20 protein-coding genes and 1 pseudogene are annotated in these 17,350 nt (G+C 74.1%); 7 read left to right on the forward strand and 14 right to left on the reverse strand.

The window, feature by feature from the left end; all coding sequences use genetic code 11:
* Positions 1–62 precede the first annotated feature (62 nt).
* Both ACFY93_RS07750 and ACFY93_RS07755 read left to right on the forward strand, forming a co-directional pair.
* A complete protein-coding gene (locus ACFY93_RS07750; protein ID WP_391354522.1) occupies positions 63–836 on the forward strand; it encodes an MBL fold metallo-hydrolase in 774 nt (257 codons plus the stop codon).
* Between the two features lie 20 nt (positions 837–856).
* On the forward strand, positions 857–1,468 hold the full coding sequence (locus tag ACFY93_RS07755; protein WP_391354808.1) for a VTT domain-containing protein: 612 nt from the start codon (positions 857–859) through the stop codon (positions 1,466–1,468).
* 31 nt (positions 1,469–1,499) lie between these two features.
* Here the strand turns inward: ACFY93_RS07755 and ACFY93_RS07760 are convergent, their stop codons facing one another.
* The 4 genes from ACFY93_RS07760 to ACFY93_RS07775 form a co-directional block, all read right to left on the reverse strand.
* Positions 1,500–2,630, reverse strand: coding sequence for an MBL fold metallo-hydrolase (locus ACFY93_RS07760; RefSeq protein ID WP_391354524.1), 1,131 nt, complete (start codon positions 2,628–2,630; stop codon positions 1,500–1,502).
* Positions 2,627–3,874 (reverse strand): aminotransferase class I/II-fold pyridoxal phosphate-dependent enzyme, encoded by a 1,248-nt coding sequence (locus tag ACFY93_RS07765; protein ID WP_391354526.1) that lies wholly within the window; start codon positions 3,872–3,874, stop codon positions 2,627–2,629. Before ACFY93_RS07765 ends, ACFY93_RS07760 begins: the two co-directional genes overlap by 4 nt.
* A gap of 146 nt (positions 3,875–4,020) precedes the next feature.
* Positions 4,021–4,890 carry a hypothetical protein gene (locus ACFY93_RS07770; protein WP_391354528.1) on the reverse strand — a complete coding sequence of 290 codons (870 nt, stop codon included), beginning with the start codon at positions 4,888–4,890 and terminating at the stop codon, positions 4,021–4,023.
* Between the two features lie 360 nt (positions 4,891–5,250).
* Positions 5,251–5,976: an ANTAR domain-containing protein gene (locus ACFY93_RS07775; protein ID WP_391354530.1), complete on the reverse strand. Its 726-nt coding sequence runs from the start codon at positions 5,974–5,976 to the stop codon at positions 5,251–5,253.
* Positions 5,977–6,097: 121 nt separating this feature from the next.
* Here ACFY93_RS07775 and ACFY93_RS07780 point away from each other — a divergent pair, with 121 nt between their 5' ends.
* Positions 6,098–7,234, forward strand: coding sequence for a PAS domain-containing protein (locus tag ACFY93_RS07780; protein WP_391354532.1), 1,137 nt, complete (start codon positions 6,098–6,100; stop codon positions 7,232–7,234).
* 67 nt (positions 7,235–7,301) lie between these two features.
* On the opposite strand, the gene ACFY93_RS07785 is transcribed toward ACFY93_RS07780, so the two are convergent.
* The gene (locus tag ACFY93_RS07785; RefSeq protein ID WP_391354534.1) at positions 7,302–8,093 is read right to left on the reverse strand and encodes a SigB/SigF/SigG family RNA polymerase sigma factor; all 792 of its coding nucleotides are present in this window, start codon (positions 8,091–8,093) and stop codon (positions 7,302–7,304) included.
* Between the two features lie 265 nt (positions 8,094–8,358).
* Between ACFY93_RS07785 and ACFY93_RS07790 the strand changes: the two genes are divergently transcribed.
* Together ACFY93_RS07790 and ACFY93_RS07795 are read left to right on the forward strand one after the other, a co-directional pair.
* Positions 8,359–8,799 (forward strand): CBS domain-containing protein, encoded by a 441-nt coding sequence (locus tag ACFY93_RS07790; protein WP_391354535.1) that lies wholly within the window; start codon positions 8,359–8,361, stop codon positions 8,797–8,799.
* A gap of 191 nt (positions 8,800–8,990) precedes the next feature.
* Positions 8,991–9,536 (forward strand): DJ-1/PfpI/YhbO family deglycase/protease, encoded by a 546-nt coding sequence (locus ACFY93_RS07795; RefSeq protein ID WP_391354536.1) that lies wholly within the window; start codon positions 8,991–8,993, stop codon positions 9,534–9,536.
* Positions 9,537–9,659: 123 nt separating this feature from the next.
* On the opposite strand, the gene ACFY93_RS07800 is transcribed toward ACFY93_RS07795, so the two are convergent.
* Positions 9,660–9,893: a DUF6158 family protein gene (locus tag ACFY93_RS07800; protein ID WP_391354538.1), complete on the reverse strand. Its 234-nt coding sequence runs from the start codon at positions 9,891–9,893 to the stop codon at positions 9,660–9,662.
* A gap of 73 nt (positions 9,894–9,966) precedes the next feature.
* On the reverse strand, positions 9,967–11,586 hold the full coding sequence (locus ACFY93_RS07805) for an ATP-binding cassette domain-containing protein (RefSeq protein WP_391354539.1): 1,620 nt from the start codon (positions 11,584–11,586) through the stop codon (positions 9,967–9,969).
* Positions 11,587–11,785: 199 nt separating this feature from the next.
* Between ACFY93_RS07805 and ACFY93_RS07810 the strand changes: the two are divergent.
* Together ACFY93_RS07810 and ACFY93_RS07815 are read left to right on the forward strand one after the other, a co-directional pair.
* Positions 11,786–12,382, forward strand: a pseudogene (locus tag ACFY93_RS07810) (phosphatase PAP2 family protein); the annotation flags it as partial.
* Positions 12,383–12,547: 165 nt separating this feature from the next.
* Entirely contained in the window at positions 12,548–13,369 is an 822-nt protein-coding gene (locus ACFY93_RS07815; protein ID WP_391354540.1) for a methyltransferase domain-containing protein, read from the forward strand.
* A gap of 65 nt (positions 13,370–13,434) precedes the next feature.
* Here the strand turns inward: ACFY93_RS07815 and ACFY93_RS07820 are convergent, their stop codons facing one another.
* From ACFY93_RS07820 to ACFY93_RS07850, 7 genes are all read right to left on the reverse strand, one after another.
* Complete coding sequence (locus ACFY93_RS07820) at positions 13,435–13,698, reverse strand: gas vesicle protein GvpK (protein ID WP_391354810.1); 264 nt, start codon at positions 13,696–13,698, stop codon at positions 13,435–13,437.
* A gap of 113 nt (positions 13,699–13,811) precedes the next feature.
* Complete coding sequence (locus ACFY93_RS07825; RefSeq protein WP_391354542.1) at positions 13,812–14,000, reverse strand: gas vesicle protein GvpJ; 189 nt, start codon at positions 13,998–14,000, stop codon at positions 13,812–13,814.
* Positions 13,997–14,791 carry a GvpL/GvpF family gas vesicle protein gene (locus tag ACFY93_RS07830; RefSeq protein ID WP_391354543.1) on the reverse strand — a complete coding sequence of 265 codons (795 nt, stop codon included), beginning with the start codon at positions 14,789–14,791 and terminating at the stop codon, positions 13,997–13,999. The genes ACFY93_RS07825 and ACFY93_RS07830 overlap by 4 nt, the downstream gene beginning before the upstream one ends.
* Entirely contained in the window at positions 14,788–15,213 is a 426-nt protein-coding gene (locus ACFY93_RS07835) for a gas vesicle protein GvpJ (protein ID WP_391354545.1), read from the reverse strand. Before ACFY93_RS07835 ends, ACFY93_RS07830 begins: the two co-directional genes overlap by 4 nt.
* Positions 15,210–16,379 carry an SRPBCC family protein gene (locus tag ACFY93_RS07840; RefSeq protein WP_391354547.1) on the reverse strand — a complete coding sequence of 390 codons (1,170 nt, stop codon included), beginning with the start codon at positions 16,377–16,379 and terminating at the stop codon, positions 15,210–15,212. The genes ACFY93_RS07835 and ACFY93_RS07840 overlap by 4 nt, the downstream gene beginning before the upstream one ends.
* Positions 16,372–17,088, reverse strand: a complete 717-nt coding sequence (locus tag ACFY93_RS07845) for a DNA primase (protein WP_391354549.1) — start codon at positions 17,086–17,088, stop codon at positions 16,372–16,374. Before ACFY93_RS07845 ends, ACFY93_RS07840 begins: the two co-directional genes overlap by 8 nt.
* Positions 17,085–17,348: a gas vesicle protein GvpG gene (locus tag ACFY93_RS07850; protein ID WP_391354551.1), complete on the reverse strand. Its 264-nt coding sequence runs from the start codon at positions 17,346–17,348 to the stop codon at positions 17,085–17,087. The genes ACFY93_RS07845 and ACFY93_RS07850 overlap by 4 nt, the downstream gene beginning before the upstream one ends.
* Positions 17,349–17,350: the final 2 nt, after the last annotated feature.

Here is a 17,350-nt window from a genome sequence, read left to right on the forward strand (position 1 = left end):
TTCGCCGCCGACCCTACTCCTGCCCGTAGGCTCGGGGGGAGTCGCACGAAGGGAGCAATGGGGTGCCGGTGGAGATCACCTGGTGGGGCCACGCCACCTGTACGGTGACGGACTCGGGCACGCGCGTGCTCACCGACCCGCTGTTCGCGCGCCGGCTCGCGCATCTGCGCCGCCGGCGCGGTGCGCCGCCCCCGCCCGCGGCCGCCGCGGCGGACGTGGTGCTGGTGTCGCACCTGCACGCCGACCACCTGCATCTGCCCTCCCTGGCCCGGCTGGCCCCGGGGACGCCCGTGCTGGTGCCGAAGGGCGCCCGGCAGGCCGTCCCCCGGCTGCGCGGGCTGCGTCACCTGGACCTCGTGGAGGTGGCGCCCGGCGACCGGACCAGCGTCGGCGACCTGGTCATACGTACGGTCCCGGCGCGGCACGACGGGCGGCGCCTGCCGTTCGGCCCGCATCGCTGCCCCGCGCTCGGCTTCGTGATCGAGGGCGAGGCGCGCACCTACTTCGCCGGGGACACCGGGCTGTTCGAGTCGATGGAGAAGGAGGTCGGCCCCGTCGACGTGGCGTTGCTGCCGGTGGGCGGCTGGGGACCATATCTGGGCGAGGAGCATCTGGACCCGGGCCGGGCGGCGCGGGCGCTGGCCCGGCTGGCGCCGCAGAGCGCGGTGCCGGTGCACTACGGCACGTACTGGCCCATCGGGATGGACTCCGTGCGCCCCCATGAATTCCATGCGCCGGGCCATGAGTTCGTGCGCCTCGCGGCGGAGCACGCGCCCCAGGTGTCGGTGCACCGGCTGGAGCACGGCGAGAGCGTCCGGCCGAAGGTCGCCCGGTGATCCGTCCCTCCGCGGTGGCCATGATGGCCTCGAGCGCTCCGGCGGGCTTCCCTCAGCAGGCCCTCGGCTATCCGTCGTTGTTCCTGCTGGTGCTGATCGGCGCGCTGGTCCCGGTGGTCCCGACGGGGGCGCTGGTGAGTTCGGCGGCGGTCGTCGCCTTCCACCGGTCGGAGCCGCTGGCGCTGCTGTTCGTCTTCGTGGTGGCGTCGCTCGCCGCGTTCCTCGGGGACATCGCGCTGTACTGGCTCGGGCGGCGCGGGATGAGGTCGAGGAACGGCTCGCGCTGGCTGGAGGCCATCCGCTCCCGCGCACCGGAGGACCGGCTCGCCCAGGCCCAGGGGAAGCTGGAGGACCACGGCATCGCGGTGCTGGTCCTGTCCCGGCTCGTCCCGGCGGGCCGCATACCCGTGATGCTGGCCTGCCTGATGGCCGAGATGCCGCTGCACCGCTTCGCTCGCGGCAACGCCCCCGCCTGCCTGGCCTGGACGGTGACGTACCAGCTGATCGGCATCCTCGGCGGTTCCCTCTTCCAGGAGCCCTGGGAGGGCGTGCTCGCGGCGGTGGTACTGACGGTGGCGATCAGCGTGACGCCGGGACTGTGGCGGCGGATGCGGGGGGCGGCGGCTTCATGAGGGCTGCTCGCGGGACGGCCCCCAGGCCCTGTCAGGCCCCGGTGGGCAGGACGCGGGAGGCTCCCACCGGCAGGTCCCAGAGGTCGTCGCGGGCCAGGCCGGCCCGCTCCCAGGCCGCGCGCACCCGGGTGAGCGGCTCCAGGACGGGTTCCGCCGAGAGGACGAAGGTGCCCCAGTGCATGGGGGCCATCCGCCGGGCGCCGAGGTCCTGGGCGGCCCGTACCGCCTCCTCCGGATCGCAGTGGACGTCCCTGAGCCACCAGCGCGGGTCGTAGGCGCCGATGGGCAGCAGGGCCAGGTCGATGCCCGGGAAGCGGGCGCCGATGCGGGAGAACCAGTGCCCGTAGCCGGTGTCCCCCGCGAAGTACACGCGCTGTCCCTCGGCGTCGGTCAGCACCCAGCCGCCCCACAGGGTGCGGCAGGTGTCGAGGAGCGTGCGCTTGGACCAGTGGTGCGCGGGCACGAAGTCGAAGCGGACGCCGCCGAGTTCGGCCGCCTCCCACCAGTCCAGCTCGGTGACGTGCGTGAAGCGGCGCCGCCGGAACCAGGGGGCCAGCCCGGCCGGGACGAACACCGGGGTGTCGGACGGGAGTCTGAGCAGCGTCGGCGCGTCCAGGTGGTCGTAGTGGTTGTGGCTGATGACGACCGCGTCCACGCGGGGCAGCGCGCTCCACTCCACCCCGACGGGCGTGACCCGGGCGGGCGTTCCGAGGATCCTGCGGGACCAGACGGGGTCGGTGAGGACCGTGAGGCCGCCGATCCTGACCACCCAGCTCGCGTGTCCCGCCCAGGTGACGGCGACGGTCCGCGCGTCCACCCGCGGCAGCGGGCCGGGTTCGTACGGCAGCCGGGGGATGTCGGCGAGTCCTTCGGCCCCGGGCCGCAGCGCGCCCTCGCGGGCGAACCGGGCGAAGGCCCGCAGGCCCGGCAGGGGCGCGGTGAGCCGGTCCACGAAGGTGCGCGGCCAGAGGCGGTGTTCGCGCAGCGGGCGGGGCGAGGTGAGCCGGCCTGGACCGGCCGGCCGGTCCAGGCCGCCGTCTCCCGTCGAGCCGCCTTCCGCCGAGCCCCCTCCCGTCGAACTGTCTCTCGTCGCGCTGTCTCCCGTCGAGCCGTCTCTCCCCGAGCCGTCTCTCGTCGTCGTCGATTCGGACTGCTGCGTCATCGCGGTGGCTCCCCTCGGCCGGCGTCATCACGAAGATCGTCGAAAGCTGATGCGAACGAGGTCAGCGCCTGTTCCACATGCGGCAGCTCCAGTGGCTCCGCGGCGGCGAGGGCCCGCGTCCGCTCCGCCTCCGTCGCGCCCAGCAGCGGACCGGTGGACAGGCGCACCCGCAGCTCCGCGAGGTCGTCACCGAAACGGTGCCCGCCCGGCGCGGGCGCGCCGAGCCGGGCGGTGAGGAAGTCCTCCAGTTCCTGTGCGTCGCCCACGCCCCGCACGGCGAGCGCGGAGCGCAGCGGGCTCAGGTCCGCGTACAGATGGCGGCCGGCGCGCGGCGGGCGGGCGAGGGCACCGGCGCCGGTCACGGCCCGGTGCGCGGCGACGGCCACGCGGGCGTGCAGCCGGACGGCCGCGGTGACGCGTTCGGTGACCTCGGCGGGCTCGTGGAGGGCGTAGGCGGCGGCGGTGGCGACCGGTTCGGCGACCCGGGCGCCGAGGGAGGCGAGGACGTCGAGGACCCGGGCGCGCAGGGCAGCGCCCCGGTCCGTGGCGGGGAAGCGGGCGATCGCGGCGGGCCAGCTGGTCGGCAGGAAGGCTCCTGAGAGGTCCGTCAGGACGGTGACCGCGTCGGGGAGCATCTCGGCGGGGCTGAGCAGCACCGTGTCCTGCGGCCGGTGCAGGGTGTCGCGCCAGGTTTCGTCGCTGACCACGTGCAGGCCCTCGGCCACGGCGGCCTCCACGGCCTCGTGCACCACCTCGGGGGGCGCGACGGTGGCGGTGGGGTCGTCGGCGACGGACAGGACGAGCAGGCGCGGGTCGCCGCCCTCGGCGCGGACCCTCCGTACGGTCTCCAGCAGGGCGTACGGGTCGGGGACGCCGCCGCACTCGGCGGGCGTGGCCACCGGGAAGACGGACCGCCCCAGCAGGTTCGCCTGCGGCGCCCACCACGCGGCGCACGGCCGCGGCAGCAGGACGTCGCCGCCCAGGGCACCGGTCACGGCGAGGAGCAGGGCGGGAGCTCCGGGCGCGGCGACCACCCGGTCGCGGTCGGCGGGCAGTCCCCGGACCGCCCAGTACGCGCCCGCGGCCTCGCGCAGCGCGGCGCCGCCGCCGGACGGCTCGGGTTCGGCGCGGTCGGCGGAGGCGGCGAGCACCGAGGAGAGGCCGGGCAGCACCGACAGGCCCTGGTCGGGAGGGGGTGGACCGTAACGGACCGGACCATGCCCTTCCGGAACCGTCCGCCGCATTCGTGCCTCCGCGCAGTCCGTCGTGGTGCCGTCGCCGGTCGCCGCCTCCGTGCTCTCGGTGTCTCAGTACCCTGGTCCCACCGGACCATGGGCGCCCGCGGCGCCCCAACCGTCACTCACTCCACGTACGGCCCCGGCCGCCCCGGTCAGCGCACGCCCTGCCCGGACCGCCGCAGCATCCGGTGGACGCCCGCGCCGACCGCGCCCGCGACGAGCACTCCCCCGGTGATCAGGGCCGGGACGGAGTCGGTGAAGGCGCCGCCCTGTCCGGCCCGCACCGCGCCCCGCCGGGCCTCGTCGGCGGGTGGCACCGTGCCGCGCGCCCCGGCGCCGGCGGTGTCGCCGGGGTCTCCGCCGCCCTCGGCCCCGCCGGCGTCCCCGGCCCCGCCCATGTCCTCGGCCCCGCCGGTGTCGGCGTCCTGGTCGCGGCCCGGTTCCGAGGCGTCGCCCCAGGAGTGCGTGAAGGACGTGCTCCAGTGCCTGCCCTGCTTGCCGGGGGCCGCCGGACAGGTGCCGTCGACGTTCCACTCGCGTCCGTCACCGCCGTCCTCGACGCTGCCGTCGGAGTCCTCACCGGAGGAGATCCGGGCGGTGCCCCGGTAGGCCGCTGGGGCCGTACCCTGGCCGCCCTCGCCCGGGACGCGGTGCAGCTGGACCTTGCCCTGCTCGAAGGCTCCCGAGTTCGCGTCGATGGACTCGGGGGCCGTGCCCCCGCCCGCCTCGCAGTCGACGGAGATGGTGATCGTGCCGCCGGGACCGACCGTGACCGGGCTGACCCGCGCCGCCGGGGCACCGGCGGACTCGGTGCCCGCGTCCCCGAGCCCGTCCGCCTCATCGCCCACGGGGGCGTCGGCCGCCGTGCCCGGCTCCGCGGCGGGGTCGGCGTCCGGTTCCGCCTCCGCCCAGGACTCCGCGGGCGGCTCGGGGAGCGGTTCCGCTATGGCCGCCGAGGCGGCGGCGCCCAGGACGACGCTGACCAGGGCGGTGGCGGACAGGAATCGGGCGGTACGGCGCATGGGTGGCGCTCCTTCGGCCGGGCGGCTGCGGCGGGCACGGCCGTCGTGCCCCGCAGCCCATGACAGCCCTCCCGGCCGCCGGGCGCGCGCGGCCGGGCCCCATTCGCGGGACGGACACGGCCGAGCGGGTGACACCGGCGAGCGGGTCCTCACGGGGAACGGGACGCCTCACCGGGCCGGGGCGTGGTTCCCCCCGACGGGAGGCCCTTCTCGTCATGGCCGACCGCGGTTGTCCGGGGCCGGAGGCGCGCCTTCGGGGCCGGAGGCGCGCCTTCGGGGCCGGAGGCGGGCCTTCGGGGCCGGTCGCGGTTCTTTCACGGCGGGGGCACGGCGGGGGCACGGCGGGCGGCCGCCGTGTGGTCAGCCGGACAGTGAGGCCAGCTCCCGTTCCAGTCCGCGCCCGCGCCGGTCCACGACGAGCGAGGCGATCTCGGACAGCTTCCGGTTGGCGTTCTGGGAGATGCGGCGCAGCACCGTGAAGGCCTCGTCGGCGTCGCAGCCCAGTACGTGCATGATGATGCCGCACGCCTGGTCGACGACAGGCCGGGAGCGCAGGGCGGCGCCCAGCTGGTCGAGTTCGGTGAGCGCGGCGCGGTAGGAGCGGTCGTGCACCAGGCAGGTCGCGACGAGGTCGCCGAGGGCGCGGACGGGTCCGCGCGGGGCGTCCGCCAGGGTTCCGGCGCGGAAGCTGTAGAGGCTGAGCGCCACCGTCAGGCCGGACCGGCGGAAGGGGATCGTGACGCTGGAACGTACCCCCGCGTCGAGCGCCGCCGCGCGATACCCCGGCCAGCGCTCCTCCCTCAGCAGGTCCTCCGCGCCGACGGCGCCGCCCTGCCCCAGCGCGTCGGGGATGGGCCCGTCACCGGAGCTGAGCTGAACGGAGACGAGCCCGGCGAGGTCGGGGTGGGTGACGGCGGCGGGCGGTTCCGCACCGGTCGCCGGGACTTCGGCGACCATGCCGCTCGCCCCGCAGCAGTCGGCGGTGCAGCGGACGGCCTGTTCCACGAGCTCCGACAGCCGCCGTCCCGGCAGCGCGGACTCCGGTGATTCCGCCGCCCCGTGACCCAACCGGCCGGTCTCCGGCATCGCCCGCCCCTCCTGCCCGTCGCCTCCCTGAGCGCGTTCCCGCTGGCCCGCGGGGCAAACTCCTCGTACGGGTTCCGGCCCCGCCTCCCGCGCCGGGCCGGGACCGGGTTAGGTTCGTCGCATGGCGCGGACGGACGAATTCGGTGAAGAACTCGCGGACTTCGTACGCCGCGTGGCGGAGCTCAGAAACGCGCGTTCCGTTCCGAGCGGTGACCTGCCCACGGTGCTCGACGCGGCGATTTTCGAACTGGAGCACGTGGCCGGCCAGTTGTGGCCCCGGGTGGCGGGCATGGCGGCGGACGGGCCGGCGGGCGGCGCGCCGGGCGACCGCCAGGAACAGCAGTTGCTGAAGGCCCTCTTCCAGCGCATGCCCGTGCCGGTGGCGCTGGTGGACCGCGAGACGGTGGTGCGCCGGCTCAACTTCGCGGCGACCGCGTTCACCGGCGTACGGGCGGGCTACGCGACGGGGCGGCCGCTCACCGGGTTCCTCGCGCACGCCGACCGTGCCGCCTTCCGCTCCCAGGCCGCGGCGGTGGCCCGGGGCGAGGGCGACCGGAGTCTGACGGCGCACCTCCAGCAGGAGCCGTCGGTACCGGTGCGCGCCACCCTCTCCGCGCTGAGGCCCAGCGGGGAACCGCGCACCGCCGTCCTGGTGGTGCTGCAGCCGGCCGGCACCGACGTCCCCTCGGGCGCGTCCCGCCCCGGTCCGGCGCCCAGCCTCACCGAGACCACCCGGCACGCGGCGCTGATGGACCTGGTCGACGCGATGACCACGGCGCTGCTGAAGTCGCCCTCCGACGACCGCTGCGCCGTGCTGCGCCGGGCCGCCGGGGTGCTGCACGGGCGGTTCGCGGACTGGGTGGTGGCCGACGAGGGGGCCGCGCGGCTGACCCGTACGGCCGTGCTGGCGCCGTCGGCCGAGAAGCCGGCGGCCGCCGACGTGGCCGGGCAGGACCCCGCCTCCTGTCCGCTGGTGGCCGAGGCGGCCCGCGGCGGGTCGGCGGCGCTGCAGGTGCGCCCCGAGGACCCCGACGCCTTCGGCGCGGACGCGTCCGGCGCTCCGGTGCTCGTCCGGGCGAACGTCACCTCGCTGCTCTGCGTCCCGCTGACCGCCCCGTCCGGACCGGTGACCGGGCCCGTACGGGGGGTGCTCACCCTGTTCCGGAGCGGGCCCCGGCCGGCGTTCTCGATGGCGGAGGCGCGGGCGATGGACATGATGGCCCGTCACATCGCGCTGGCCCTGGAGCGCGTGGGCTGACCTCGCGCACGGGCGGGCCGTGCGCCGGACTCACCGGACGCTTCAGAAGGACTGTGCGCCGGGCGGGTCAGACGGCGTCGCGCAGGATCTGGTCGCGCATGCGGTCGCAGCAGCGGTTGATCAGGCGGGAGACGTGCATCTGCGAGATGCCGAGCTTCTCGGCGATGCGGCTCTGGGTCATGTCACCGAAGAACCGCATGTAGAGGATGGCGCGCTCGCGTTCGGGCAGCGCCTGCAGGCGCGGTTTGACGGCCTCGCGGTCGATGACGGTGTCCAGCGCCGGGTCGGCGGCACCGAGGGCGTCGCTGAGGGAGTAGCCGTCCTCGCTGCCGGGCAGTTCGGCGTCGAGCGACAGCGCGGTGAAACTCTCCAGCGCCTCCAGGCCGATCCGTACGTCCTCCTCGCTCATCCGGGCGTGCGCGGCGATCTCGGCGACGGTGGGCTTGCGGCCCGAGACGGTCTGCGAGAGGTCCTGGATGGCGAAACGCACCCGGTTGCGCAGGTCCTGGACCCGGCGCGGCACGTGCAGGGTCCACATGTGGTCGCGGAAGTGGCGCTTGATCTCGCCCGTGATGGTCGGTACCGCGTAGCTCTCGAACGCGTTGCCGAGTTCGGGGTCATACCGGTCGACGGCCTTGACCAGACCGAGCGCCGCCACCTGACGCAGGTCGTCGGAGCTCTCGCCCCGGTTGCGGAACCGTCCGGCGAGCCGTTCGGCCATCGGGAGCCAGGCTTCGACGATCCGGCCGCGGAGCCGGTCGCGCTCCTCGCCGGGCGGCAGGGCGGCCAGAGTGCGGAACGCGTCCGCGGTGTCGGGGGCGTCGTCGTGCGGGTGATGCCTCGCGCTCTGAGTTCGCATGGTGCGTCGCAACTCCCTTGGAGTGCCGTGCGATGGGCGGTCACCGCGGGAGCGCGCCGAGCCGGACAGGCACACCCGTGGCGACGAAGCCGCTCCCACGGACGTGCCTCCTGTCCGAAGCACTGATTCTGCGCCTGCCCCTGCCCTCCCGGACCAAACGCCCGCGACGCGAGAGATTCCGTCCGGTGTCGACGGCCCGGTCCCGGGTACGCGGTGCGAACCCCGGACCGGGGACCCCGCGCACCGGGAGGACGGATGGACCGGCATGGCTGATCAGGTGAGGGACGTCATGACGCCGGGGGTCGTCGCGGTCCGCCCCGACGCCTCGCTCGTCGAGGTCGCGCAGCTGATGCGCGCCCAGGACGTCGGCAGCGTGCTGGTCGCCGGTGACCAGCGGATCGTCGGGGTGCTGACCGACCGCGACATCACCGTGCGCGCGGTCGCGGACGGGGCCGACCCGCTGACCGTGAGCGCCGGGGCCGTGTGCACTCCGCGCCCGCTGGCGGTCGGCCCGGACGACGCCGTGTCCGCCGCCGTGGACCTGATGCGCGAGCACGCCGTGCGCCGGCTGCCGGTCGTCGAGGACGGGCGGCCGGTGGGGATGGTGAGCCTCGGGGACCTCGCGGTGTCACTGGACCCGCACTCCGCGCTCGCCGACATCAGCCGCGCCGGCCCCGGCGGCCGAACGGGCGCCACGAACGGGTGAGCGAACAGCGGCGGCCCGCGGCTTCCGGCCCCCACGGGCACGGTCCACCCGGACGACGGCGTGCCCGGATGGCCGGGCACGAACCGGCATTCCGCCGGGCACGGACCGGCCGGACACCAACCGGCCCGGACACCAACCGGCCGGACACGAACCGGCCGGACACGAACCAACGGAAAGGACACCGAGCAGTCATGCGCATCGCTTTTCTGACCGCCCCCGAGGGCGTCGAGCAGATCGAGCTCACCGACCCGTGGCAGGCGGTGACCGACGCGGGCGACGAGCCCGTCCTGGTGTCGACGAAGCGGGGTGAGGTCCAGGCGTTCGACCACCTCGACAAGGCGGACACCTTCCCGGTCGACGAGGTCGCCGGCGAGACGTCGGCCGACTCCTTCGACGCGCTGGTGCTTCCGGGCGGCGTGGCCAACCCGGACGCGCTGCGCATGGACGAGGCCGCGGTCGCCTTCGTACGCGCCTTCTTCGACCAGGGCCGTCCGGTCGCCGCGATCTGTCACGCCCCGTGGACCCTCATCGAGGCCGACGTGGTCTCCGGGCGGGTGCTCACTTCCTGGCCGAGCCTGCGCACGGACCTGCGCAACGCGGGCGCCACCTGGGTCGACGAGCAGGTCAAGGTCTGCGACCACGGGCCGAACGTCCTGATCACCAGCCGTAAGCCCGACGACCTCAAGGCGTTCCGCGAGACGTTCGTGGCCGAGTTCGCCAAGCGGCGCGGCGCCTGAGGCGCACGGTCCGGCGCGGCGTCCCACCGGTCGCCGCGTCGGCGCGGGCGCGCGCAGGCGTGTGACGCGGGACCCGGGGTCCCGCGTCACACGCGGGTGTTCCCGACGACGCCGGCGGCCGCGTCAGTCGCCGGCCGGCCCCCGTTCCCGGGCACCCTCACGAGTCCGGCCCGAGGCGACCGGACGACGTGGATTACGGCGGAGGTACTCACCCTCCAGTGATGCCATGCGGTCGTTGTGCGTGCGCAGCGCGTCGTTCGAGCCGTACAGCAGTGTGTCGTGGCGGGTGCGGTGGATCGTCTCCAGCTCCTTCATCAACTGCTGGTCGTCCAGCCGGTCCGGGTCGACTCCGATCATCGTGTCACCCCGCTCCTTGCCTACCGCGGTGCGGTTTCCGTGGTCCGGTCCGGGTACCCCGTCCGGGAGCGGGTTACCGGGCGCGCTCCACCCGGCGCTCGTCCCAGACCGGCTCGGGCGTCTCCCGGACCCGCCCGTCGCCGCCGAAGACCAGGTAGCGGTCGAAGGAGCGGGCGAACCAGCGGTCGTGGGTGACGGCCAGGACCGTCCCCTGGAACGCCTCCAGGCCCTCCTGGAGGGCCTCCGCGGATTCCAGGTCGAGGTTGTCGGTCGGCTCGTCGAGCAGCAGGGCCGTGGCGCCCTCCAGTTCCAGGAGCAGGATCTGGAAGCGGGCCTGCTGTCCGCCGGAGAGCCGGTCGAAGCGCTGCTCGGCCTGGGCCGTCAGCTCGTAGCGGCGCAGCCGGGACATCGCGGCGCCCCGGTCCTGGGAGTGCTCGGACCACAGGATGTCGAGCAGGGTGCGGCCGTGCAGCTCGGGGTGGGCGTGGGTCTGCGCGAAGTGTCCCGGCACGACGCGCGCGCCGAGCTTCCAGTGCCCCGAGTGGGAGACGTCGTCACCGGCGAGCAGGCGCAGGAAGTGCGACTTGCCGGAGCCGTTGGAGCCGAGCACGGCGACCCGCTCGCCGAAGAAGACCTCCAGGTCGAAGGGCTTCATCAGGCCGGAGAGTTCGAGGTTCTCGCAGGTGATGGCGCGCACGCCGGTGCGTCCGCCGTGCAGCCGCATGGTGATGTCCTGCTCGCGCGGCGGCTCGGGCGGGGGCCCGGCCTCCTCGAACTTGCGCAGTCTGGTCTGGGCGGCGGCGTACCGGGACGCCATCTCGTGGCTGACCGCGGCCGCCTGGCGCAGGGTGAGGACGAGCTTCTTCAGCTGGGCGTGCTTCTCGTCCCAGCGGCGGCGCAGCTCCTCGAAGCGCGCGAAGCGCTCCCGGCGCGCCTCGTGATAGGTGGCGAAGCCGGCGCCGTGCACCCAGGCGTCGGCGCCGGTCGGGCTGGGCTCGACGCTGATGATCTTCTCGGCGGCGCGGGCGAGCAGTTCCCGGTCGTGGGAGACGAACAGGACGGTCTTGCGGGTGTCCGCCAGCCGCTCCTCCAGCCAGCGCTTGCCAGGCACGTCGAGGTAGTTGTCCGGTTCGTCGAGCAGCAGCACCTGGTCGGAGCCGCGGAAGAGGGCCTCCAGGACGAGACGCTTCTGCTCTCCGCCGGAGAGCGTCCGCACCTGCCGCCACTGCGCCTTCTCGTACGGGACGCCGAGCGCGGCGGTCGTGCAGATGTCCCAGAGCGTCTCCGCCTCGTACCCGCGGACCTCGGCCCAGTCGGAGAGCGCCTGCGCGTAGCGGAGCTGGGCGGCCTCGTCGTCGACCGTCATGATGCCGTGCTCGGCGGCGTCCACGGCCCGCGCGGCCTCGCGGATACGGGGCTGGGCGACGGAGACGAGCAGGTCGCGGACGGTCGTCTCGTCCCGTACGGCGCCCACGAACTGGCGCATCACACCGAGCCCGCCGCCGACGGTGACGGTGCCCCCGTGCGGCTTCAGCTCCCCGGAGATGATCCGCAGCAGGGTCGTCTTCCCGGCCCCGTTGGGGCCGACGAGCGCGACGACGGCGCCTTCGCCCACCCGGAACGACACGTCGCCGAGCAACGCCCTCCCGTCGGGGAGGTAGTACTCGAGGTGTGCGGCTTCCAGGTGTCCCATGCGGCGCATTGTCCGTGCCGGGCCCGCCGCCGGGCAAACCGATATACGGACCCGGTCTCCCGTCCGGCCGCCCGCGTCAACGGACCGCGGTGCGGCCGGGCCGCCGGGCACCAGGCACCAGGCACCAGGCACCAGGCACCAGGCACCAGGCACCAGGCACCAGGCGGACTGTGCGCGACCTCGGGGTACTCGCACTTCCATGACCCCAGATGTCGATCTCACCGTCCGCCCTCCGGGCCGCCGCACCCTCCGTGACCGGCTCATCTCCTCCGACGCCGGGCTCTTCGAGGCCGTCGCGGCCCGGCACTGGCCGGGCTGCGACCGTCTCCTGCCCCGGCTGAGCCGGAGCGCGAACCACGGGGTGCTGTGGTTCGCGACGGCTGCCGTGCTCACGGCCGGCGGGGCCGGGGGACGCCGCGCCGCCGCGCACGGTCTCGCCTCCCTGACCCTCGCGTCCGCCACGATCAACACCGTCGGCAAGCGGTCCGTGCGGCGCGGGCGGCCCGTGCTGGACCCGGTTCCGCTCACTCGCCGCCTCAAGCGGCAGCCGATCACCACCTCCTTCCCGTCGGGTCACTCCGCGTCGGCTGCGGCCTTCGCCACGGGTGTCGCCCTGCAGTCGGCGGGCTGGGGCGCGGTCGTGGCGCCGCTCGCCGCCGCGGTGGCGGTCTCCCGGGTGTACACGGGCGTCCACTTCCCGAGCGACGTCCTCGTGGGGGCGGCCCTGGGCGTGGGCGCCGCGTACACCGTCCAGGGCCTCTCGGCGGCCCGCGACCGGCGCCGGGCGCCGGCCCGGGACGCGGACGGCGAGGGCATCGCCCCGGCCCACCTGGAGTCCGTATCGTAAGACGGCGGTCTCATCATGCGACATGAGCGCGTACGGTGACCGTACCGCCCCGCGGAGTGGCTCCGCGGGGCGGCGCACGCCGGGAAATCCGCACGCCGAGAAGGGGAGCCGGTCATGTCGAGGTCTCAGGAGACCGCCGTCTACACGCACGGACACCACGAGTCCGTCCTGCGCTCGCACACCTGGCGCACCGCCGCCAACTCGGCGGCGTACCTCCTCGGCTCGCTGAAGCCGCACATGCGGATCCTGGACATCGGCTGCGGCCCCGGCACCATCACCGCCGACCTGGCGGAACTGGTGCCGGACGGGCACGTCACGGGCGTCGACCACGCCCCCGGCATCCTGGACAGGGCCCGCCGGGAAGCCGCCGGGCGGGGCCTTTCGAACGTCGGCTTCGCGGTCGCGGACGTCCACGCCCTGGACTTCCCGGACGAGACGTTCTGCGTGGTCCACGCCCATCAGGTGCTCCAGCACGTGGGCGACCCCGTGCGGGCGCTGCGGGAGATGCACCGGGTCACGAGGCCGGGCGGGTACATCGCGGTCCGCGACGCCGACTACTCGGCGATGACCTGGTATCCGCGGTCACCGGGGCTGGACGACTGGCTGGACCTGTATCTGCGGGTGGCCCGCGCCAACGGCGGCGAGCCCGACGCGGGACGCCGGCTCAGGGCGTGGGCGCTGGAGGCCGGGCTCGCGGACGTCACGGCCACGTCGGGCACGTGGACGTTCGCGACCGACGAGGAGCGTTCGTGGTGGAGCGGTCTGTGGGCCGACCGCACCCTCGCCTCCGCCTACGCGGACCGGGTGCGGGAGGGCGGGCACGCGAGCGACGAGCGGCTGCGGGCCGCCTCCGACGCCTGGCGGGAGTGGGGGCGGCAGCGGGACGGCTGGTTCGCGGTGCTGCACGGCGAGATCCTCTGCCGGAAGGCGGCCTGACCCCTGGGGGGGTGCCGGACACCGCGACACCGCGGGCATGTGTCGGACACCCCCCGGCCCGGCGTCTACTCGCGCGGCAGCAGCGGTCCGAGCGGCCCGAGGTCCAGATTGAGGTCCTCGGGCCGCAGGCCGTAGCGCTCGCGCAGCTCGGTCATCCGCTCGTCCAGCAGCATCAGCGTGAGCCCGATCCGCTCCTCCTGGTCCTCCGAGAGATCGCCCGTGTCGAAACGGCGCAGCGCCTGCCGCTCCATCAGCTGGCGCAGCAGCTCCACGACGGTCAGCACGAGCTTGACCAGGTCGCGCTCCACGGTGTCGGGGTCCAGTTCCATCCGCGTGCGCGGGCCCGCACCCGCACCCGAGGTCCGCGCTTCCCCGGCGGCCGGCTCCACGGCATCGTCCAGGTCCTCGGCCCGCACGCCTCCGGCACGGGCGTCCTCGGTGCTCATATCAGCTCCTGCCAGGGCGAGGGCACCTGCTCGTTCACCGAACTGATGAGGGCGTTCAGATCGATGCGCACGAGGTCCACGTCCGCGATCCGCAGCGTGATGTCCCCCGCGATGACGACCCCGCCGGCGAGCAGCCGGTCGAGGAGATCGACGAGGGCGACCTCACGGCGTTCGACTACGGTCACGTCTGCTCCCCGCTGAACGAGTAGGCGGCCCACGGGCCGGTGAGTTCCACCCGCATCGGGCCCGCCTCGTCCTTCGTACGGTCCACGAGTTCCACGAACGCCTCGGACCGCGAACGCGGCACGAGGTAGGCCGCGTTGAGCACGTTGCGCCCCGGCACCCCGGACAGCGCCGCGTTCTGCGGGGCGTGCACCCGGGCGTCCTCCGCGTGCTCGCGGAGCGTGGTGTGGAACCGCTGGGCGAACGCCTCGGCCTGCTCCCACCGATCCTCGTGCGCCTGCCGCTGCATGCGCCGCTGCCGCAGGTAGTCACGCCCGCTCCGGGCCGCGCCCCCGGCGCCCGCCGGGGATGCCTCCGGGGAGGTCTCCGGCGAACGGGACCCGCCGGACGCCTCGGACTGCTCCGCGTACACCTTGACGCCCCACTCCACCCGTCCGTCGAGCCGGTCGAGCGTCCGCAGGAACGCCTCCTCCCGCTCCTGCATCATCACGCGTACGCCGCTGTCGTCCCGGAAGACGGTGGCGAGCCGCAGCGGGAGCGGGCTGGTGACCACGGTGAGCGCGTCGATCACGGACTGATGGCCGCGGGCGGTCGCACCCAGCCAGTCCAGGTCCTCCAGGTGCGCCCGCAGCGGGGCCTCGGCGAAGTCCTCCTCCGGGACGGAACTGACCACCGCGACGAGACCGCCGTGCCGCAGCAGCTTCGGCGGACCGCCGGCCACTCCGGTGAGCTCCGCCTGCAGCGGGGTCGAGAAGGGGCGGCAGATCGCGTAGACGTAACGCAGTCCGCTCATGACGGCTCCTCCTCGTCCTCCCGGCGCGGGGACTCCCGCGACCGGACCTCACGGGGCGGTGTCCCGGTGCGCGGGACCTCCCGGTGCACACCGGTGCGCGGCACCTCCCTGCCCGCGTCCGTGCCCTCCAGCTCGGCGAGCCGGTCGCGCAGTTCCCTGTTCTCGCGGGCGAGTTCCTTGTGGTGCGCACGCGACGACAGGGCCGGGTCGTCCTCCCACCAGTCGATGCCCATCTCCTTCGCCTTGTCGACGGAGGCGACGATGAGCCGCAGTTTGATCGTGAGCAGCTCGATGTCGAGGAGGTTGATCTTGATGTCACCGGCGATCACGATGCCCTTGTCGAGCACCCGTTCGAGGATGTCGGCGAGGTTGGCGCCACCGCCCGAACCGTAGGGGTCGGGGAGCCTGCTTGCCGTGGTCATCGGTTCTCCCGGCCCGTGGCGGCCTCGTCCTCGTACTCCTCGTCGGCCACCTCGTCCCCGGCGGGCTCCTCCTCGGCGTACTCGGCGTCCTCGTCAGCCTCGTCGGCGTACCGGCCGTCGTCCTCGTCCGCCTCTTCGCCCTCTTCCGCGTACGCCTCCTCGTCGGCCTCGCCGGCGGGCTCGTCCTCGGCCTGCCCCTCGTCGGCCTCGGCCTCGGCCTCGTCCTCGTACTCGTCCTCGGCCGGCTCCTCCTCGTGCCCGTCCTCGGGAGCGTCCTGGTCCTCGGACTGTTCCTCCTCCTCGGCGACCGCGTCCTCGTGGCTGGTGACGACCTCGCCGTCGCGTATCTCACCGCGCCAGCCGTCCTCCGCCTCGCCCTTGAACGTGATGAACCGGGCGTAGTTCTTCAGGTCGAGCCGGACCCGCCGGCCCTGGGCGCGCCAGATGTTGCCGGTCTTCTCGAAGAAGCCCGAGGGGTAGTACTCGATGACCATGAGGACCCGGGTGAGGTTCTCGCCCAGGGAGTGGAAGGTGACGACACCCTTCGTCGACCCCTTCGCGCCCTCGGACGTCCAGGAGATCCGCTCGTCGGCCACCTGTTCGGTGGTGGTCGCCTTCCAGCTCCGGCTGGACCACCAGATCTTGGCCTGCCAGTCCGACGTGGTGTCGTCGGCACGGTTGGCGCTCTTCACGCCCTTCGCGAAGGTGCTGAAGTCCTGGTACTGGGTCCACTGGTCGTACGCGGTGCGCAGCGGCACCCCCACGTCGACGAACTCCATGATCACCGTGGGCTTCTGACCGGCGCTGCCGCCCTTGCGCTTGCCCTTGCCGCCGGTGAGGTTCTTGAAGGCGCCGACCACGTTGTCCTTGGCGCGGCCCGCGCCGAGCTCCATGGCGGTGCGCAGCGGCCCCTTGCCCTCGGCGATCTTGCGTCCGCCGTCCGCGGCGAGCTTCGCGAAGCCCGGGCTGTTGCCCTCGGCGATGTCGTTGAGCTTGCCGGTCGTCTCGCCGAGCTTGCGCCCGACCCCGGTCAGCAGCCGCTGGGCCTGGGCCGACAGATAGTCCTGGACCTCCGACTTGAGCCGGTCGGCCGCCTCGCTCTGCACGACGCCGGTCAGCGGGTTGTCCTTCACACGGTCCTTGGCGGACCCGACGGTGTCAGTCATGGTCGCTCCCTTCCCCGGCTGCCCGGCGCCGTGCGGTCCTGGCCGCGGCCGTCTTCTTCGCGGGAGCCTTCTCGGCCGCGCGTGCGGCCGTCTTCCGTGCGGGCGCCTTCTTGGCCGCCTTCTTCGCGGGGGCCTTCTTCGCCGGTGCCTTCTTGGCGGCGGTCTTCTTGGCCGGTGCCTTTCCGCGCGGCCGGGAGGGCTCGTCGTCGGACCGCCGGTCCTCCGACTCGTCCTGCTCCGCCTCGTCGTCCGGCTCGTGGTGGTCCGGCTCGTCATCGTCCGGTTCGTCGTCGTCCGGTTCGTCGCGGTCGGACGCCTCGTGCTCCTCGGCGTCCGAGGCTTCCTCGGCGTCCTCGTCCTCCTCGTCGTCGGCCCCCGGCACGTCGGGGGTCACGCCGGAGAGCTGGTCGCGGACCTCGGCGGTCCGTCCGTGCAGCCGGTCGGCGAGACCTTCGATCTGCCGCTCGACGAGGGCACCGGACGCCGCCTTGCCCACTCCGCGCAGGTCCTGGCGGAGCTGGTCGCCGATCTCCTTGAACTGCGGATTGTTCTGCAACTGCTGCGAGACCAGATCCGCGACACCGCGCGGGCTGAGGTTCATGCGCTTTCCGGCCACCATCGTGCCGACGGCGAACGCCAACTTCATCTTCTTGGTACGTCCGAGGACGTACCCGGCCCCTACGGCGAGGCCGAGTCCCAGTCGGTTCATGCTGTCGTCCCGTCGTTGGTCCCCGTGCTCTTGCCCAGGGCGACTTCCAGCCGGTCCAGGAGGGCGTCCTCCTGTCGGTCGAACTCCTCCTCTCCGATCTCGCCCCCCTCGAGCCGCTGCTCCAGTGCGGCGAGCTCGGCCCGCACCGCGGCCGGGTCGTAGTACTGGCGTTCGGCCTCGGAGAGCACCTGTCTGACCGCCCAGAGGCTGCCGCGCGCCGGGGCGAGCGGCAGCATCAGTACCTCGCCTATCAGTCCCATCG

This window comes from Streptomyces sp. NPDC008313 (assembly GCF_042956125.1).
Classification (GTDB): Bacteria; Actinomycetota; Actinomycetes; order Streptomycetales; family Streptomycetaceae; genus Streptomyces.